The organism is Sphingobacteriaceae bacterium (genome assembly GCA_016715905.1).
Lineage (GTDB): Bacteria > Bacteroidota > Bacteroidia > B-17B0 > Aurantibacillaceae > Aurantibacillus.
Map to the genome: position 1 here is coordinate 300210 of JADJXI010000020.1, position 16628 is coordinate 316837.

Here is a 16628-nt window from a genome sequence, read left to right on the forward strand (position 1 = left end):
AAAATTTTATGCTGCAATAAATTCTTCCATTTGTTTTTTACCGTAAGCGGCGGCGGCGGCTCTTACCCAAGCTCCATCATCATGCGCTTTATTTCGGGCGGCCAATCTTTCTTTATTACAAGGGCCATTACCTTTTATAACATTTTTAAATTCGCTCCAATCAGGCTCTGAAAAATCATAACCTTGTTTGCTCTCATTCCATTTTAAATTTTTATCCGGAATGGTTAGCCCTAAATATTCCGCCTGTTCCACCGTTTGATTTACAAATCGTTGACGCAATTGATCGTTGGATTCTCTCTTAATTCTCCATTTTAAAGCATTTTCACTATTCGGACTTTCAGAATCAGGAGGTCCAAACATCATTAATGTAGGAAACCACCATCTGTTAATTGCGTCCTGGGCCATTGCTTTTTGTTCCGGCGTACCGAAAGACATACGGGTCATAATTTCATAACCTTGTCTTTGATGAAAACTTTCCTCTTTACAAATTCTAACCATAGCTCTGGCATAAGGTCCATAACTTGTTCGTTGCAACATAACCTGATTCATGATTGCGGCTCCATCTACTAACCATCCTACAGCGCCAATATCAGCCCAAGTAAGCGTTGGATAATTAAAAATAGAAGAATATTTAGCTTTACCTGTATGTAATGCTTCCAATAATTCATCTCGGCTAACACCCAAACTTTCAGCTGCAGTATACAGGTATAAACCGTGGCCTCCTTCATCCTGCACTTTAGCCAATAAAACTAGTTTTGCTCTTAAACTGGGCGCACGCGTTATCCAATTTCCTTCAGGTAACATACCCACAACTTCACTGTGTGCATGCTGAGAGATTTGACGGATCAGATGTTTACGATAATTTTCTGGCATCCAATCTTTTGGTTCTATCACATCATTCTTAGATAATTTATCTTCAAATAATTCTTCCGGTTTCTGATTTTCCATAATACAAATATAGTCCTTCGATATATTTTACCAAACATAATAATTCAAAATGGCTTATAAAATGACCTTTAGCAGGTTTTAGTAATTAATTCTTATTTTTGCCGCTAATATTTAGTTATGTCAAAATTTAACACATTAAAAATTAAAGAAATAAGACGAGAAACTGCCGATGCGGTTTCAATATTATTTGATGTTCCTCCGGTTTTACAGATCCCTTATCAATATAAGCACGGGCAGTATATTACTTTAAAAATGAATATAAACGGTGAAGAGTTACGCCGAAGTTATAGTATTTGTACTTCACCTTATAGTGAGAATGAATTAAGAGTGGCGGTTAAAGCAGTGAAAGACGGCAGAGTTTCAAGCTATTTAAATTCTCAATTAAAAGTTGGTGATGCGGTTGAGGTTATGACTCCAATGGGAAATTTTTACACACCCTTAAACGGAAGCTCAAAAAAGAATTATGTTTTATTTGCCGGAGGAAGTGGAATTACTCCGATGGCTAGCATTTTAAAGAGTATTTTGTACGTGGAAAAACAAAGTAGCATAACGTTAATTTATGCTAATAAAAATGAAGCGAGCACAATCTTTAAAAAGGAAATTGACTCTCTTCAGGCGCAGCATAAACAACTCCATGTAATTTATGTTTTTGAAACGCCTGAAACGAAGATATCAGATTTGCAAACCGGTATTATTACACAAGAAAAGGCAACAGCCTTACTTAAAAATTTTAATTGTACTGCCGCTGATGAATATTTCATATGTGGTCCTGGTCCAATGATGGAAAATGCCAAATTAGCGTTAGAGGCGTTAAAGATGTCAAAAGAAAAAATTCATATTGAATATTTCACTGCAGTTGCTGAAGCCGTTCAGAAAGCAGAACAGTCGGATTCAGGTGCCCATGTGAAAAGTAAAATTACCATATTACAATATGGAATTGAAACCAAATTTGATTTAGAAACAAACGGAAGTAGTATTTTAGATGCTGCCATTGATGCCGGTGTGGACGCTCCGTTCAGCTGCAAAGGCGCTGTTTGTTGTACTTGCCGCGCTAAAGTTTTGGAAGGAAAAGTGAAAATGGATGCGAATTTTGCATTAACCGATTCGGAAGTTGCCGATGGTTATGTTTTAACTTGTCAAGCTCATCCATTAACTGAAAAAGTGGTAGTGGATTACGACGCAGTTTAAATTTATTTTAAGTATTGATTCAGTGATTCACTGAAAGTAGCACTTGGGCTATTCACTTTAATCAATTCACAAATGGTAGGAGCAATTTGTGTGATATCTATGTATCCTGTATAATTTCCATTTTTTATTCCTTTACCATAAAACAATACGGGTACGTGTGTATCGTAATTATAACCCGTGCCATGTGTGGTTCCTTTTGAAGGATGATCCATCCATCCGGGTTGATAAGTAAATGCTACATTCCCGCTTCGCTTATGGTTGTAACCATTGCTTAATAAGGCTAGCATTTTGTTTTTTACTGCTTCAGTGTTTTTTAATCTGGCTGACGAATATGCTTCTGCAATTCCATTTAAACCGATTATATAATTGCTGATTTTATTTTCAATTTCATCTTTATTGATTTTCAATTCTTTTAGTTTAACCTCTTTCAAGAAAATTTGTTCATTACTTACATTTTCAATTATCGTGCTGTCTCCATAATTTTCATGACAAAAATTTAGAATTTGCTTATGAATAAGGTCGGAATTAATGTTTCCTGCGGGAATTTTATTATTAATTAAATGAGCAGGAACATCAGAAGCGCCATGATCAGCTGTAAGAAAAAGGGTGTAATTATCTTTGCCTACATTTTTATCTAAATAATCAATAATTTGTTCCAAGTCTTTATCAAGTCGAAGATAGGTGTCTTCCACTTCTATCGAGCGGGGACCGAAAGCATGTGCAATAATATCCGTACAGGAGAAACTCACGCTAAAAAAATCGGTGTAATCATCTTTCCCCAATCCTTCGTTTTGAAGGCAAGCTAAGGCCAGGTCTTTTGTTAAGCTGTTTCCAAAAGGAGTTGATTTAATTACACCCCATTTTTTTTCCGTGATAAAGTCTTTTAAGGGATAAGGAAAAACCGGTTTTTCACTTCCCGGAAATGGATTTTCATATTCATTATCGTCGGCTAATGAATTGGTATAAGATCCTATTGGATAAAGAGTAGACCAAATGCCATTTAAATAATTTTGCGTTAATTTTTTTTCATTAAATTCATTCAGCCAGGTTGGTAATTGTTGCATATAAAAATCTGAACTTATAAAATCAGCGCTTGCATCATCAAACCAAAAAGCTCCGTCAGCAGCGTGACCGGCAGGTAAAACGGCACTTCGGTCTTTAATAGAAACCGCAAATACTTTTGATTTGGTGTTGCTTAATTTCATTTCGTCACCAATTGTAGTGCTCAATTGATTGCGTGGTGATTTTTTACCATTTTTACTTTTGGTACCAATACTTTTTGCCTGATCGTCCTGAACGCAATAAATCATTTTACCACTTTGTTTTTCGAACCATTCATTAGCAATAATGCCGTGATATTTTGGTGTGGTACCGGTAAATATAGAACTATGACCTGGCCCTGTAAAAGTTGGAATGTAATTGAAGTGGGCGTTTTTAAAATAAAACCCATTGTTTACTAATTTTTTAAATCCGCCGTTTCCAAATCTATCCCAGTATCTGTAAATAAAATCATTACGCATTTGATCAACTACAATGGCAACAATTAGTTTAGGTTTACTTTCCGCGTTAGCGGGTTTGTTTTGAGAAAAGCCGGCAATTGCTATGATTTGAATTAGAAGAAAAATTATTTTATTCATCAGGTTAATCTAAGGTTTGAAATACGGAATTATTACTTTTAAATTCTGGCACTAAATCTTTCATGTTTTGAACTATTAAAACATTATTTTGAGTTTTGAACGATTCAATCAATTGTTCAATTATTTTTTTTACGGTTTCATATTCGTATTCTCTAACTTTGCCAATTAATATCTGCGGATGATGCGTGGGCAATGTGTTTTCACTATCTGCAAGTAATTCTTCAAATAACTTTTCTCCGGGTCGGAGTCCTGTAAATTCAATTTTAATATCTTTTCCTTCTTTCAGGCCGGACAGCAGTATCATTTTCTTGGCTAATTCCAGAATTTTGACGGATTTGCCCATGTTGAAAACGTAAATTTCTCCTCCTTTACCCATTACTGCGGCTTCCAATACCAATTGACTAGCTTCCGGTATAGTCATAAAGTATCGCGTGATTTCGGGGTGAGTTATGGTAACAGGGCCTCCTGCTTCAATTTGTTTTTTAAATCTGGGAATAACAGAACCGTTAGAGCCCAAAACATTACCGAATCGGGTGGTAATAAATTTTGTGTTAGAATGCTTACCTAAACTCTGAATATAAATTTCTGCAATTCGTTTACTGGCGCCCATTACACTGGTTGGATTAACAGCTTTATCTGTACTTACCATTACAAATCTTTCAACCTGATTCTCATTAGCTAAGTCAGCGCAATTTTTCGTTCCCAAAATATTAGTTAATATAGATTCTGATGGATTATTTTCCATCATAGGAACGTGCTTGTATGCGGCAGCATGAAATACAATATTGGGTTTAAAAGTTACAAATACATTCTGCAATCTCTCTTTATTTCTTACATCAGCAATTACAACTTCACAAGCTAAGTTTTTAAATTGATCATTAAATTCCAATTCCAGTTCATGCAACGGACTCTCAGCCTGATCTAACAAAAAAAGTTTTTTTGGTTTGAATTTAGCGCATTGTCTTGCTAATTCACTTCCTATACTTCCCGCTGCGCCGGTAATTAAAATTATCTTATCATTTATTTGTTTAGCTATGATTTCATTGTCCAGTTTAATGGGTTCGCGCTCGAGTAAATCAACAATGTTTATGCTTTTAATTTGATTAAAGCTTAATTCACCGTTAATCCATTTTGTGGGAGGCGGAACGTGAAGTACTTTCACGCCTTCTTGTAAACATAAATCTGTTATTTCGTTTTTTTTAACCGGGTTAAGATTTTGAATCGAAATAATAACTATTTCAATACTATTTTCTGCAATGAGTTGGGCTATTTGCTTAAGAGGATAAATAAAAACACCTTCCAAACTTCTCCCTAATTTTTCTTTATCATCGTCTATAAATCCGGCTACTTTGTATTTTATTGCCGCATCGCGATCTAATGTTCTTTTTGTAATAATTCCGGCTTCACCTGCGCCATAAATGAGTACATTAATTTTTTCTTTATTGGGATTTTTACTTTCAAAGTATAAGGCTTTAACAGCTAAGCGAGAAGTAATCATTAAAAACAGTGTTACCAATGCATCAATAATAAGCACCGAAGTAGGTATAAAATATATTCCGGTTATGAAAAATCTGCTGATCAAATTCATAGCCATGATGAGAAAACTTCCGATTAATACTACGGCAAAAATGCGCAGGGTGTCTTTTGAACTGGTGTAACGAACCACACCTTTATAAGTTTTGGATAGAAAAAAAGAAATAAAACGAACGCCAAGAACAATAACAAAATCATAGGGTAAATTATTTTTATCTTCTGCCGACATGCTGTCTTTTTCAAAATAAAACCGAATAAAAAAAGACAGGCTTAAAGCAAAGGCGCAGATTAGGGTATCAATAAAAAGTATTGACCACCTTGGTAAATTGTATTGCCAGAATAATTTGAATAAATTATACATTCAATGTAAAATTACTATTTTTTATCCGGTTGTGAAGGGTGTTGGGTTGATGATTTCACCGCTTCAATAGGTGGGCTGAGTTTTATGGGACTTAAGGTTCTTACCTCAGCGGCTGCAATTTCGCAGGCCGTACAAATTTCTTTGAATTTGAGTTTCATATTGCATTCGATTGGAACCAGAAATATTTTCTTTTTTGTGCTATCCGGCATAGTAAATTCCATTTCGGTGGCCATGGTTCTGGGACCTTCAAAAGTGAATGGGTCCTTAAAATGATCCTCCAAATGAATATCTTTTAAATGAATTTTTTTACCAAATACCACTGTGTACAATTCAAAAATAGCTCGGCTTATTCGGATGTAAATAAGATTGGTATCATTGTCGTAATTTATTTTAACATCTCCTACCACATCTGTTTTATAATTAAACGGACCAACATTAACGTGAGCAACACAAGTAAATGAACTGCTGTCGGGCCTGATGTTAATTTTTGCATCTTTTATTGTCCAATGATACTGGCCTTTAATGAGCATGATTTCATAATCACTGCTTCCCTTAATGTCGCCAATAGCAGTAAGTACTTTGTTGATGCTTTCTTCATGAAGCACACACACAAAATCATTTAGGTCCTGTTTTTTTTCTTTTTTCGCACTAGTGTATTTGCGAGGTTGAATAGTAGGGGTTTTTTGACCAAATGTGATTTGATAAATAAAAAGTAAAGCGAATAACTGAATAAAACGCATGATGTGTTTACGATTCTTTTATTTCTTCTTTACCGTCAGCGTGCTTGGCAAAACGTTTTAATGTTTTAGGATGCACCTGATCGTATCTTGGCCAGGGCCAGCCACCAAATTGTGTAGCGTGATAATCTTCAAAAGCGCGATTTATTTCTTCTTTGGTGTTCATCACAAAAGGACCGTATTGTATAACCGGTTCCTGTATTGGCTTTCCTTGCAAAATAAGTATACTGGTTTCGTGATTTCCGTTAATTATTTCAACATCAAATTCGGGTTTTAACTCAACACAGTGATACTTGGTTAATTTTTTTCCATTCAACGAAAGTATTTCGCCTTCGTAAAAGTATAAGGTGCGGTTAATACCCACAGAGGCTTTTGGTAATGTCCAAACCGCATTGCTTTTCATTTTAATATTCCAAATTCCCACTTCATGTGCAGGTTCATTGGCCCAAGAATTAGGTGGTGGATTATTGGCTTTAGTGCCTTGTAAGTTGCCTGCTATTACTTCTATTTTAGTTTCATTTCCATAGGCATCTTTATAATTAATAACCGGAATGGTTTCTTGCCATAACATTTTAAAATGAGGCTCAACCATTTTGTTTTTTTTAGGAAGATTAAGCCAGATCTGAAAAAGTTCCATTGGATTTTCTTTATCTGAATGAATTAGCGGAAACATTTCTGAATGCTGAACGCCTTTTCCTGCGGTCATCCATTGTACATCACCGTTACCATAACGCCCTGAAGCACCCATACTATCCGCGTGATCTACTATACCTTCTCTTACTACAGTTACAGTTTCAAAACCTCGATGAGGATGTCCCGGAAAACCCGGAACTGTTTTACCGTGATACATTCGGAAACCCGATTTAATGATAAAATCATCACCAATATGTCGGCCTTGCAAATAGGAAGCTTCGGGCCCCATGTGTTCGTTGCCTTTAGGGAATTTATCTTCATGATGAACGCAGAATAAAAAAGGATCTTGCGTTTCCCACTGAAAACCCATTTCTTTTATTTTTAATATAGGATCGTTTGCCATAGTGTGATTATCTAATAGTTCGTTATAATTTTTGGACACTCCTTTAATCGGTGCCATGACAGCTGTAGTGATCAATAGCGAAAGCTGCGATAGAAATCCTCTTCTTTTTAGTTGCATGTTAGATTAAATAGTTTTACTAAGATAACTAATGAAAAAACAAGTATTATCTTTTTTAAAGATTTAACAATTATCTAATAAGACTGGTAAATTAATCTGTTTCTCTTAATCTGGCTTTTTCATAATCAGGATGATCCAAATATTTTTCTCTACCCGGATTTTCTTCTATTCTGAAAAAAGCATCCCAATATGCTTCTTTAGTCATGCTGTCGAAATGAATAATGTTCCATTTAGCTTGCATGCTTTGAAATAAATTCAGAATAAGAAAAAAGAGAATTAAACTAATTGAAATAAGTTTTGCTCCTTTTTGAAAAGCGTGCATTTTCGAAATAAACATACAAAACGGAAAAATTAAAAATGGATAAATCTCAATTAAAGCTCTTTGTCCGAAAGAACCGCCATACCACCAACACCACCAAGAGAACACAACATATATGTAAATGCCGGTAATTAATAAAATAGGATAGAATAGGGATTTGCCATTTTTATAGAGCACATAAAATCCACCTAGCGCAAAAAATAACATTGGAGTATATATTAACCAGCCCTTTCTGAAACTAAATAGTCCGTTTATTATTTCCGGATTAGCAAAATAAAAGGGTTCGCCTATGTACGAGTTAAAAAAGTAGTGCCCGGTTTGCTTTTTCCAATAAAGTAATTGAGGTAAAAAAACTAATATGCCCATAAAAGCTATAAGTGCTAACTTTTCTTTATGAAGCCAAAACCTTTTGAGTTTAAGTTGAATACTTTCTTTTGCAGAGTGCGAAAAAAGTAAAAAGAATAGAACAAAAATAATATTGATGGGACGAATTAATGTTAAAAGGCCTATGGTTAACCCAATGAGTAGTGCATATTTGAAAGTTGGACTACGGTGCCATTGAAGACAAAAGTAAATAAATGCCGATGCAATTCCGAAATCTGTAATGTGTGTCATACCTGCTCCTATGGTGGTATAATAAAAAACATTAGTTCCAAAAATGAAAACGAAAATAGCTATACCCGTTTCTTTTTCCGAAAAAAATTGAATCAGACTTTTGTACAAATAAATTAATCCTACTAACAACCAAAATAGGGAGGAGAATTGTATGGCGATTTGATAAGGAGTGGAATAACCGGTCATAGGATAACCGAGTAATTTTGCAAAATAGTGCCCGGTTATAAAAAAGGGAAGATAAGTAATACTCATTCCCATGGTTGACTTTATAACATAATTCCGTTGCGGAGTTACATGCGGGTATGAAAATAATTTGTAATAATGTTTGTATTCCGGTTTATGTATAAAGTTTAAACTTAAATCATGAAAATAAAAATGTGCCGGTAAATAACTGTAGTAAAAACCTACATCATGATCCAACACATCATTTTTCTGCCAACGAGAATGATTAATATTTACCCAACTAATGATGGTAAACACTAAGACGATTAATATTTTTAAACGTCCAAAATTTAGTATAGACGAAAGGTTCAAAGATTTAAATAAGCTGCAAGACCATGTAGTCCGCCTTCTCTGCCAAATCCACTTTCCTTGTATCCGCCAAATGGAGAGCTTGGATCAAATTTATTATAGGTGTTAGCCCAAACCACACCGGCTTTTAATTGATTGGTGAGATTAAATATTTTAGAACCTTTGTCGGTCCAAACTCCGGCACTTAATCCGTATGGGATATTGTTTGCTTTTTCAATTACTTCTTCAATTGTTCTGAATGTTTGAATAGTCAACACGGGTCCGAAAATTTCTTCCTGAACAACCCGGTTGCTTTGTGAAGCTCCAATAAAAAGTGTTGGCTTGCAAAAAAATCCTTTGTTGGGAACAGTACAAGATGATTGAAACAATTCCAATCCTTCATCCAAACCAATTTTAAGGTATGATTTAATTTTATCCAACTGTTCTTTACTGTTAATGGCCCCAATGTCAGTATTTTTGTCTAAAGGATCTCCAACAATCAAGGTGTCCATTCTTGATTTTAATTTAGAAATCACTTCTTCTGCCACATTCTCCTGTACAAATAAACGAGATCCGGCGCAACAAACGTGACCTTGGTTAAAAAATATACCATTTACAATTCCTTCAACGGCTTGGTTAATGGGCGCGTCGTCAAAAACAATATTGGCAGCTTTTCCGCCCAACTCCAAAGTGGCCTTTTTGGAAGTTCCTGATATGGTTTTTTGAATTATTTTCCCCACATCAGTGCTACCGGTAAATGCTATTTTATCCACGTTAGGATGATTAACCATTGCGGCACCGGTATTACCAAATCCGGTTATGATATTTACTACTCCCGGAGGTAATCCGCTTTCTTCTATAATCTCTGCAAGTTTTAATGCAGTGAGAGGAGTTGATTCGGCTGGTTTTAAAACCAAAGTATTTCCGGCTGCTAAAGCTGGAGCAATTTTCCAGGCCGCCATTAATAATGGAAAATTCCAAGGAATAATTTGTGCAGCAACGCCAATTGATTTTGGTTTTTTGCCCGGAAATGCATAATCCAACTTATCGGCCCAGCCGGCGTAATAGAAAAAATGATTGGCTGCAGTGGGGATATCAAAATCTCTGCTTTCGCGAATAGGTTTGCCTCCATTCATACTTTCAATAACAGCTAATTCACGCGATCTCTCTTGAATAATTCTGGCTATTCGGTAAATATATTTTCCGCGATCTGCTCCCGACATTTTTTTCCAAACTGTGTCGTAAGCTTTTCGAGCGGCTGCCACTGCAAGATGTACATCCTTCTCATTGGCCTCGGCTACGCTACTTATTTTTTCTTCGGTTGCGGGATTAATAGTGTCGTAATATTTGCCACTTGATGGTTTCACCCATTTGCCATTAATAAATAAATCATAACGATTTTTTATTTGAATATGTTCTTTGGATTCAGGGGCAGGGGCGTAGGCCCAGTTAAAATCTTGACTTGTCATGCTGAGTTTTAAATTTCAAATGCTATTAATCAATGCTTATGTAATCTTTACTATAGTAAACTCCGTATTTTTCTTTACCTAGCTGTAATAATATATCGTTGGCTAATGAACTAGCTCCAAAGCGAAACCATTGGTTAGTCATCCACTTTGGTCCTAAAGTTTCATACAGCATAACCAAATATTGCAGTGCGTTTTTTGCAGTTGAGATTCCACCCGCTGGTTTCATGCCAACCATTTTTCCGGTTTTCAAATAATGATCCTTAATAGCTTCCAGCATCACCAAAGTTACGGGCATGGTAGCTGCAGGTTGAATTTTACCGGTGGAAGTTTTTATAAAATCTGCACCGGCATGTATGGCAATGTCACTGGCTTTTCTAATATTATCAAGCGTGCTTAATTCTCCGGTTTCTAATATTACTTTTAATCGGGCAGAGCCACAGGCCTCTTTTATTGCGCTTATTTCATCTCCAACAAAATCATAATTTCCTTTTAAAAACTCTCCTCGGCTTATCACCATGTCCACTTCATCAGCTCCCTCAGCCACGGCATATTTTGTATCGGCAATTTTAATTTCAGGTGTTGAGTTTCCACTAGGGAAAGCGGTAGCAACCGATGCCACTTTAACCGGACTATTTTTTAAAATTAATTTTGCGGTTTTAACATGAGTGGGATAAACGCATACGGCCGCAACGGGGGGCAAATCAGGAATGGTTTCAAATAAATGTAAAGCTTTCTGACACATTTGTTTCACTTTACCTTCCGTATCTTTTCCTTCTAAGGTGGTTAAGTCAATCATGTTCAGAGCAAGTTTTAATCCGGAAAGCTTAGTGTCCTTTTTAAGACTTCTGCAATTGAAGCGTGCCACACGTTCCTCAATTCCCACCTGATCAATAGCAGGACTTTTATCAATATATGAATTTGTTTTAATTATGATTTAAAGATACTTAAAATAGTGAAATCGAAAATAGACTACTTTAAGTTTTTTTAGTAATTGTTAGGCTCCCATCTTTTAAATTAAGCTTACATTTAAACATTGTTTATTTTTTGTAAACCTATATCTACCAAAAAGAGATTTCAACCGAATCGCAAGTTAAATGATACCTGCAGTTTTACTCTTTTTGACAGTGCCGATAATATAAAAGGAGAAGATTGGGATGAAATATTAAAGGGTCGTAATCTATTTTTAGACAGAGCGTACTTAAAAATAATTGAGCAATGTAGTCATAGTCTTTTAAAGCCCCGGTACTTATTGATTTATCTAAAGGGTAAACCATGCGCTATTTTTTATTTTCAGGTTGTAGATTTTAAAGCTGGAGTTTTCAAAAATTTGTTTGATAGCGACAGTGATATTTCAAATCATTCACTTTTTAAAAATTACATTGAAGCTAATAAAGAAGAAACCTTGTTACGCCTATTTACCGTTGGAAACAATTTAATTAGCGGGCAGCATGGTTTTATGTTTGATGATTCTGTTACTCAAAGAAAAGGAATTGAATTATTAAAAGGAATTACCGATTTAATAGCTAGAGAAGAAAAAATGCGAAGCGGAATTTCTTCTATACTCATCAAAGATTTTGAAAATAAACTCCCTTATGAGAAATTACTAAACGATGAAAATTATATTCGATTTAGTGTAGAACCCAATTTGATTATCGATTTAAAAAAAGAGATGAACGATTTGGAATCGTATATTGGACAATTCTCCAAAAAATACCGAAATAGGGCAAAGACTATATTAAAAACCGGCGAGGTACTTGAGAAAAGAGAATTAAGTTTAAAGGAAGTGTGTTTGCATGAAAAAGAAATTTATAATTTGTACTCTCAGGTTTTTGAACATGCAAAATTTAAGCTATTGAAGCTGCCTTTAAATTATTTTTCTGAAGTTAAAAAGCAGTACTCTGACTTTTTCCACATTGTTGGATTTTTCCATAACGAACAATTAATTGCCTTTACGAGTTTTTTTAATCTAAGCGATAAAACATTAGAAGCCCATTATATTGGATTTGATTACGAACACAATAAAAATTTGGAGTTGTATCAGAATATATTGTATGAGAACATTAAACAAGGAATTAAATACAATTGTTCGCAGGTAAATTTAGGGAGAACAGCTGCGGAAATTAAAACTACCGTAGGGGCCAAGCCGGTTGAATTGCTCTGTTATGCTAAACCGCAAAACACCATATCCCGTATGCTAATGAAAACCTTGGTGAGCTTTTTACAACCGGGTGATTGGACACCCAGAAATCCGTACAAAGAAACAGTTAACGGCTAATAGTTTTCAAACTAAGATCTAAACTTTTTACATGGTGTGTTAATGCCCCAATAGATATAAAATCAACTCCGCACAAAGCATAGTTGCGGATATTTTTTTCAGTAATTCCTCCTGATGATTCGGTTTCAAAGCGTTTATTTATTAATTGAACAGCCGTTTTAGTTTGTACGGGAGTAAAATTATCTAGCATAATACGGTGAACCTTGCCGTGTTTTAAAATTTCTTTTACATCTGCAATACTTCTAGCTTCTATTTCAATTTTTAACTTCAAATTTTTCTTATTTAAGTACTTATTTACCGAATCAATTGCGTTGGTTATACCACCACAAAAATCGATATGATTGTCTTTAATTAAAATCATATCATATAAACCAAAACGATGATTAGCTCCTCCGCCACAAACCACTGCCCATTTTTCAAAGAATCTGAAATTTGGTGTTGTTTTGCGAGTATCTATAACGCGAGTAGATGTTCCGGTACAAAGATTTTGCAACATTTTGGTTTTAGTTGCTATTCCACTCATGCGCTGCATGATGTTTAGAATTAATCTTTCGGTACTTAGTAGCGTTCGGGTATTTCCTGAAACCCTAAAGGCAATTTGTCCTTTTTTTACCGACTCACCATCATTTATAATTTTTTTAAATGAAATTTTTGGATCAATGATTGCGTATATTTTTTTTGCCGCCTCAACACCGGCCAACACGCCATCTTCCTTTATTTTAAGTTCCATTTTACCTTTTCGCTTTTTGGGTAGTGTGGCTAAAGCAGTGTGGTCGCCATCTTGTATATCTTCCTTTAAAGCAAGCGTTACAAAATGTTGAAGGTCGAAATGTTTACGATGTAATTGTAGATAACTACTCATTATAAGGCTCTATGCGTAATTGGGTAATGAGATTTCGTTTGATTAAAATGGAAATTTTAAACTTTCCGTTTGAAGTGTCTAAAATTCCCGTAATATATTGTGCGCTACTGTTAACACTATTACCGCTTTGACTGGAAGTATAAGACTTTACACTGTGTTTACTGAAAAAATAATTTAAGTTAGCTTCTGCTTGTGATTTACTTAATACATCTTCCTGATTGATAATTTTAATTGAGATTTTTTCATCAAAATATTTAACCAACTCAGAAGATTTGCCTGATTTTATTGCAGCAACAATCTCTTCACTAATATCAGTTGGGGATAAAAGTATGGTAAAGAAAAGATAAAGTATATATAAACTTGTTTTCAATGTAATATTACAAAGTTAATGAATTTTTTCGCACTTTTATGCCTAACAAGTTTACCCATAACCAATTCTTTAAGCATAATTCTAAGGAATGAAAATTACCTTAATTCAAATCGATAAAACGCAGGATTCTTATTTGGAAAGTGGGCTTGAAGTGTTTCATAAAAGGCTAAAAAATTATACCGTTTTTGAAGTAAAAACAATAAGTATGCCAAAAAATGTTAGGCAAAAGAGTTTTGAAGAGCAAAAAATTGAGGAAGGAAAAAAAATATTGCCCGAGTTAAGTAAAGATAATGTTGTGATTTTATTAGATGATAAAGGAGTAGAATATACCTCCGAAGGTTTTGCCGCATTTATTCAAAATAAACAAAATGCCTCAATTAAAAATTTAGTTTTTATTATTGGTGGGCCTTATGGATTCAGCGAAGAAATTTATAAGCGGGCTAACTTTAAATTATCGCTTTCCAAATTAACATTTTCACATCAAATGATTCGTCTTTTCTTTGCCGAACAATTATATAGGGCCTATACCATCATTGGAGGTGAAAAATACCATCACAAATAGTCGTTAAAAAACGATAAAAATGAAGGCGAATGTAAATTAATGATTCGTTTCTTAAAAATAGCTAGTGTATCATAGCGCTCATTTCGCAAAATTTAACTGTTAAAAGACCAAAATAACTTATATTTGTAGCAATGAAAATTGTTAGCGGAACCGGCTTTATTCCCGGAGAATTATTAGCCCAAATTAACTCACCAAAAGATTTAAAAAAACTTAAGGAAGATCAGTTAATTCAGTTGTCAAACGAATTGCGACAGTACATTGTTGATTTGGTTTCGGTAAAGGGAGGTCACTTTGGTGCTTCTTTAGGCGTAGTTGAGTTAACGGTTGCTTTGCACTATGTTTTTAATACACCCGTTGATCAATTGGTTTGGGATGTGGGCCATCAAGCCTACGGTCATAAAATTTTAACCGGCCGAAGAGATATTTTTCATACTAACCGAGTTTATAAAGGAATCAGCGGTTTTCCAAAACGAAGCGAAAGTGAATATGATACATTTGGTGTAGGGCATTCTTCTACGTCAATCAGTGCTGCATTAGGCATGGCAGTAGCCAGTAAATACGAAAATGATAAAAACAAACAACACATCGCAGTAATTGGTGATGGCTCAATGACAGCGGGTTTGGCCTTTGAAGGTTTAAATCATGCAGGTGTAGAAAATGCAAATTTATTGGTGATTTTAAATGATAATTGCATGAGTATTGATCCCAATGTTGGAGCCCTTCGAGAATATTTAACCGACATCACTACTTCACACACTTACAACAAAGCGAAAGATAAAGTTTGGGAATTGTTAGGTAAAATCAGCAAATTTGGACCAAACGCTCAGGAAATTGCCAGTAAAGTTGAAAATTCAATTAAAACCGGTTTACTAAAACAATCTAATTTATTTGAAGCTTTAAATTTGAGATATTTCGGACCGGTTGATGGGCATGATGTGGTTCGATTATCTAAAGTGCTTGCCGATTTGAAAGATATTCCCGGCCCCAAATTATTACACGTGCTTACTAAAAAAGGGAAAGGTTATAAGTACAGTGAAGAGGGTAATGAAACAATTTGGCACTCACCCGGATTATTTAATAAAGATACCGGCGAAATAATTAAGGTAGTTCCTAAAAGTCCGCAACCACCAAAATACCAAGATGTGTTTGGACATACCATTGTGGAATTAGCGGAAAAGAATAAAAAAATATTTGGTATCACTCCGGCAATGCCATCCGGTTGTTCTTTAAACATCATGATGAAAGTGATGCCTGAAAGAGCCATTGATGTGGGAATTGCGGAACAGCATGCAGTTACTTTTAGTGCAGGGTTAGCTACGCAGGGCATGGTTCCTTTTTGTAATATTTATTCTTCATTCATGCAACGCGCCTATGATCAGGTTATACATGATGTGGCTTTACAAAATTTAAAAGTAATTTTTTGTTTAGATAGAGGTGGATTGGCAGGGGCAGACGGACCAACACATCACGGTGCTTTTGATTTGGCTTATTTCAGATGTATTCCTAATATGATTGTGAGTGCGCCAATGGATGAAGAAGAATTAAGAAATTTAATGTTTACCGCACAGTTGGATGAGGTTAACGGGCCATTTAGCATAAGATACCCAAGAGGTAATGGTGTGATGGTGGATTGGAAAAAGCCATTTAAAAAAATCACCATCGGGAAAGGAAGAAAAATTAAAGAAGGTAAAGATATTGCGGTATTGTCTATTGGTCATGCCGGTAATTTGGTTACAAAAGCTATTGATTTAATAGGCGATGATTTAAATGTAGCTCATTACGACATGCGATTTGTGAAACCTATTGATGAGGATTTATTGCACGAAGTTTTTTCTAAATTTAATAAAGTTATCACAATTGAAGATGGAAGTATTATGGGAGGAATGGGATCTGCGGTGTTGGAATTTATGGCCGATCATAATTATTCAGCAGAAGTAACCCGTTTAGGAATTCCGGATAAGTGGATTGAGCACGGAGAGCAATCGGAATTGTATGATGAGTGTGGTTTTTCTCCAGAAAAAATTAAAGAATCTATTCTTAAAAAAGTAAAACAAAAAAAAGAACCAAAAATTAAGAGAGCTTAATAAAA

At 35.0% G+C, this 16628-nt stretch carries 14 protein-coding genes; 4 read left to right on the forward strand and 10 right to left on the reverse strand.

The window, feature by feature from the left end; translation table 11 throughout:
- Positions 1-6 precede the first annotated feature (6 nt).
- Positions 7-948 (reverse strand): 1,2-phenylacetyl-CoA epoxidase subunit A, encoded by a 942-nt coding sequence (gene paaA, locus IPM51_16705; GenBank protein ID MBK9285938.1) that lies wholly within the window; start codon positions 946-948, stop codon positions 7-9.
- Between the two features lie 117 nt (positions 949-1065).
- Between paaA and IPM51_16710 the strand changes: the two genes are divergently transcribed.
- Positions 1066-2136: a 2Fe-2S iron-sulfur cluster binding domain-containing protein gene (locus IPM51_16710; GenBank protein MBK9285939.1), complete on the forward strand. Its 1071-nt coding sequence runs from the start codon at positions 1066-1068 to the stop codon at positions 2134-2136.
- A gap of 2 nt (positions 2137-2138) precedes the next feature.
- Here the strand turns inward: IPM51_16710 and IPM51_16715 are convergent, their stop codons facing one another.
- The 7 genes from IPM51_16715 to deoC form a co-directional block, all read right to left on the reverse strand.
- Entirely contained in the window at positions 2139-3773 is a 1635-nt protein-coding gene (locus IPM51_16715) for an alkaline phosphatase family protein (protein ID MBK9285940.1), read from the reverse strand.
- A gap of 4 nt (positions 3774-3777) precedes the next feature.
- The gene (locus IPM51_16720; GenBank protein MBK9285941.1) at positions 3778-5667 is read right to left on the reverse strand and encodes a polysaccharide biosynthesis protein; all 1890 of its coding nucleotides are present in this window, start codon (positions 5665-5667) and stop codon (positions 3778-3780) included.
- A 14-nt stretch (positions 5668-5681) separates the two neighbouring features.
- A complete protein-coding gene (locus IPM51_16725) occupies positions 5682-6407 on the reverse strand; it encodes a hypothetical protein (GenBank protein ID MBK9285942.1) in 726 nt (241 codons plus the stop codon).
- 7 nt (positions 6408-6414) lie between these two features.
- A complete protein-coding gene (locus IPM51_16730; protein MBK9285943.1) occupies positions 6415-7440 on the reverse strand; it encodes a pirin family protein in 1026 nt (341 codons plus the stop codon).
- A 208-nt stretch (positions 7441-7648) separates the two neighbouring features.
- Positions 7649-8971 (reverse strand): hypothetical protein, encoded by a 1323-nt coding sequence (locus tag IPM51_16735; protein ID MBK9285944.1) that lies wholly within the window; start codon positions 8969-8971, stop codon positions 7649-7651.
- 50 nt (positions 8972-9021) lie between these two features.
- On the reverse strand, positions 9022-10470 hold the full coding sequence (locus tag IPM51_16740; GenBank protein MBK9285945.1) for an aldehyde dehydrogenase family protein: 1449 nt from the start codon (positions 10468-10470) through the stop codon (positions 9022-9024).
- 25 nt (positions 10471-10495) lie between these two features.
- The gene (gene deoC / locus IPM51_16745) at positions 10496-11401 is read right to left on the reverse strand and encodes a deoxyribose-phosphate aldolase (protein ID MBK9285946.1); all 906 of its coding nucleotides are present in this window, start codon (positions 11399-11401) and stop codon (positions 10496-10498) included.
- 102 nt (positions 11402-11503) lie between these two features.
- On the opposite strand from deoC, the gene IPM51_16750 reads away from it, so the two are divergent.
- Entirely contained in the window at positions 11504-12745 is a 1242-nt protein-coding gene (locus IPM51_16750; GenBank protein MBK9285947.1) for a hypothetical protein, read from the forward strand.
- Here the strand turns inward: IPM51_16750 and nadC are convergent.
- Together nadC and IPM51_16760 are read right to left on the reverse strand one after the other, a co-directional pair.
- The gene (gene nadC / locus IPM51_16755; GenBank protein ID MBK9285948.1) at positions 12735-13607 is read right to left on the reverse strand and encodes a carboxylating nicotinate-nucleotide diphosphorylase; all 873 of its coding nucleotides are present in this window, start codon (positions 13605-13607) and stop codon (positions 12735-12737) included. The two genes, IPM51_16750 and nadC, sit on opposite strands and share 11 nt — an antisense overlap.
- Positions 13600-13977: a DUF4783 domain-containing protein gene (locus tag IPM51_16760; GenBank protein ID MBK9285949.1), complete on the reverse strand. Its 378-nt coding sequence runs from the start codon at positions 13975-13977 to the stop codon at positions 13600-13602. The genes nadC and IPM51_16760 overlap by 8 nt, the downstream gene beginning before the upstream one ends.
- 88 nt (positions 13978-14065) lie before the next feature.
- On the opposite strand from IPM51_16760, the gene IPM51_16765 reads away from it, so the two are divergent.
- Together IPM51_16765 and IPM51_16770 are read left to right on the forward strand one after the other, a co-directional pair.
- A complete protein-coding gene (locus IPM51_16765; protein ID MBK9285950.1) occupies positions 14066-14539 on the forward strand; it encodes a 23S rRNA (pseudouridine(1915)-N(3))-methyltransferase RlmH in 474 nt (157 codons plus the stop codon).
- Between the two features lie 131 nt (positions 14540-14670).
- Positions 14671-16623, forward strand: a complete 1953-nt coding sequence (locus tag IPM51_16770; GenBank protein ID MBK9285951.1) for a 1-deoxy-D-xylulose-5-phosphate synthase — start codon at positions 14671-14673, stop codon at positions 16621-16623.
- Positions 16624-16628: the final 5 nt, after the last annotated feature.

What these genes read in the sequence shown, in the direction of transcription:
- IPM51_16765 (MBK9285950.1), top strand. Translation starts at nt 14,066, where the DNA reads ATGAAAATTACCTTAATTCAAATCGATAAAACGCAGGATTCTTATTTG.
- paaA (MBK9285938.1), bottom strand. Translation starts at nt 948, where the DNA reads ATGGAAAATCAGAAACCGGAAGAATTATTTGAAGATAAATTATCTAAG.
- IPM51_16725 (MBK9285942.1), bottom strand. Translation starts at nt 6,407, where the DNA reads ATGCGTTTTATTCAGTTATTCGCTTTACTTTTTATTTATCAAATCACA.
- nadC (MBK9285948.1), bottom strand. Translation starts at nt 13,607, where the DNA reads ATGAGTAGTTATCTACAATTACATCGTAAACATTTCGACCTTCAACAT.
- IPM51_16730 (MBK9285943.1), bottom strand. Translation starts at nt 7,440, where the DNA reads ATGGCAAACGATCCTATATTAAAAATAAAAGAAATGGGTTTTCAGTGG.
- IPM51_16770 (MBK9285951.1), top strand. Translation starts at nt 14,671, where the DNA reads ATGAAAATTGTTAGCGGAACCGGCTTTATTCCCGGAGAATTATTAGCC.
- IPM51_16740 (MBK9285945.1), bottom strand. Translation starts at nt 10,470, where the DNA reads ATGACAAGTCAAGATTTTAACTGGGCCTACGCCCCTGCCCCTGAATCC.
- IPM51_16720 (MBK9285941.1), bottom strand. Translation starts at nt 5,667, where the DNA reads ATGTATAATTTATTCAAATTATTCTGGCAATACAATTTACCAAGGTGG.
- IPM51_16715 (MBK9285940.1), bottom strand. Translation starts at nt 3,773, where the DNA reads ATGAATAAAATAATTTTTCTTCTAATTCAAATCATAGCAATTGCCGGC.
- IPM51_16710 (MBK9285939.1), top strand. Translation starts at nt 1,066, where the DNA reads ATGTCAAAATTTAACACATTAAAAATTAAAGAAATAAGACGAGAAACT.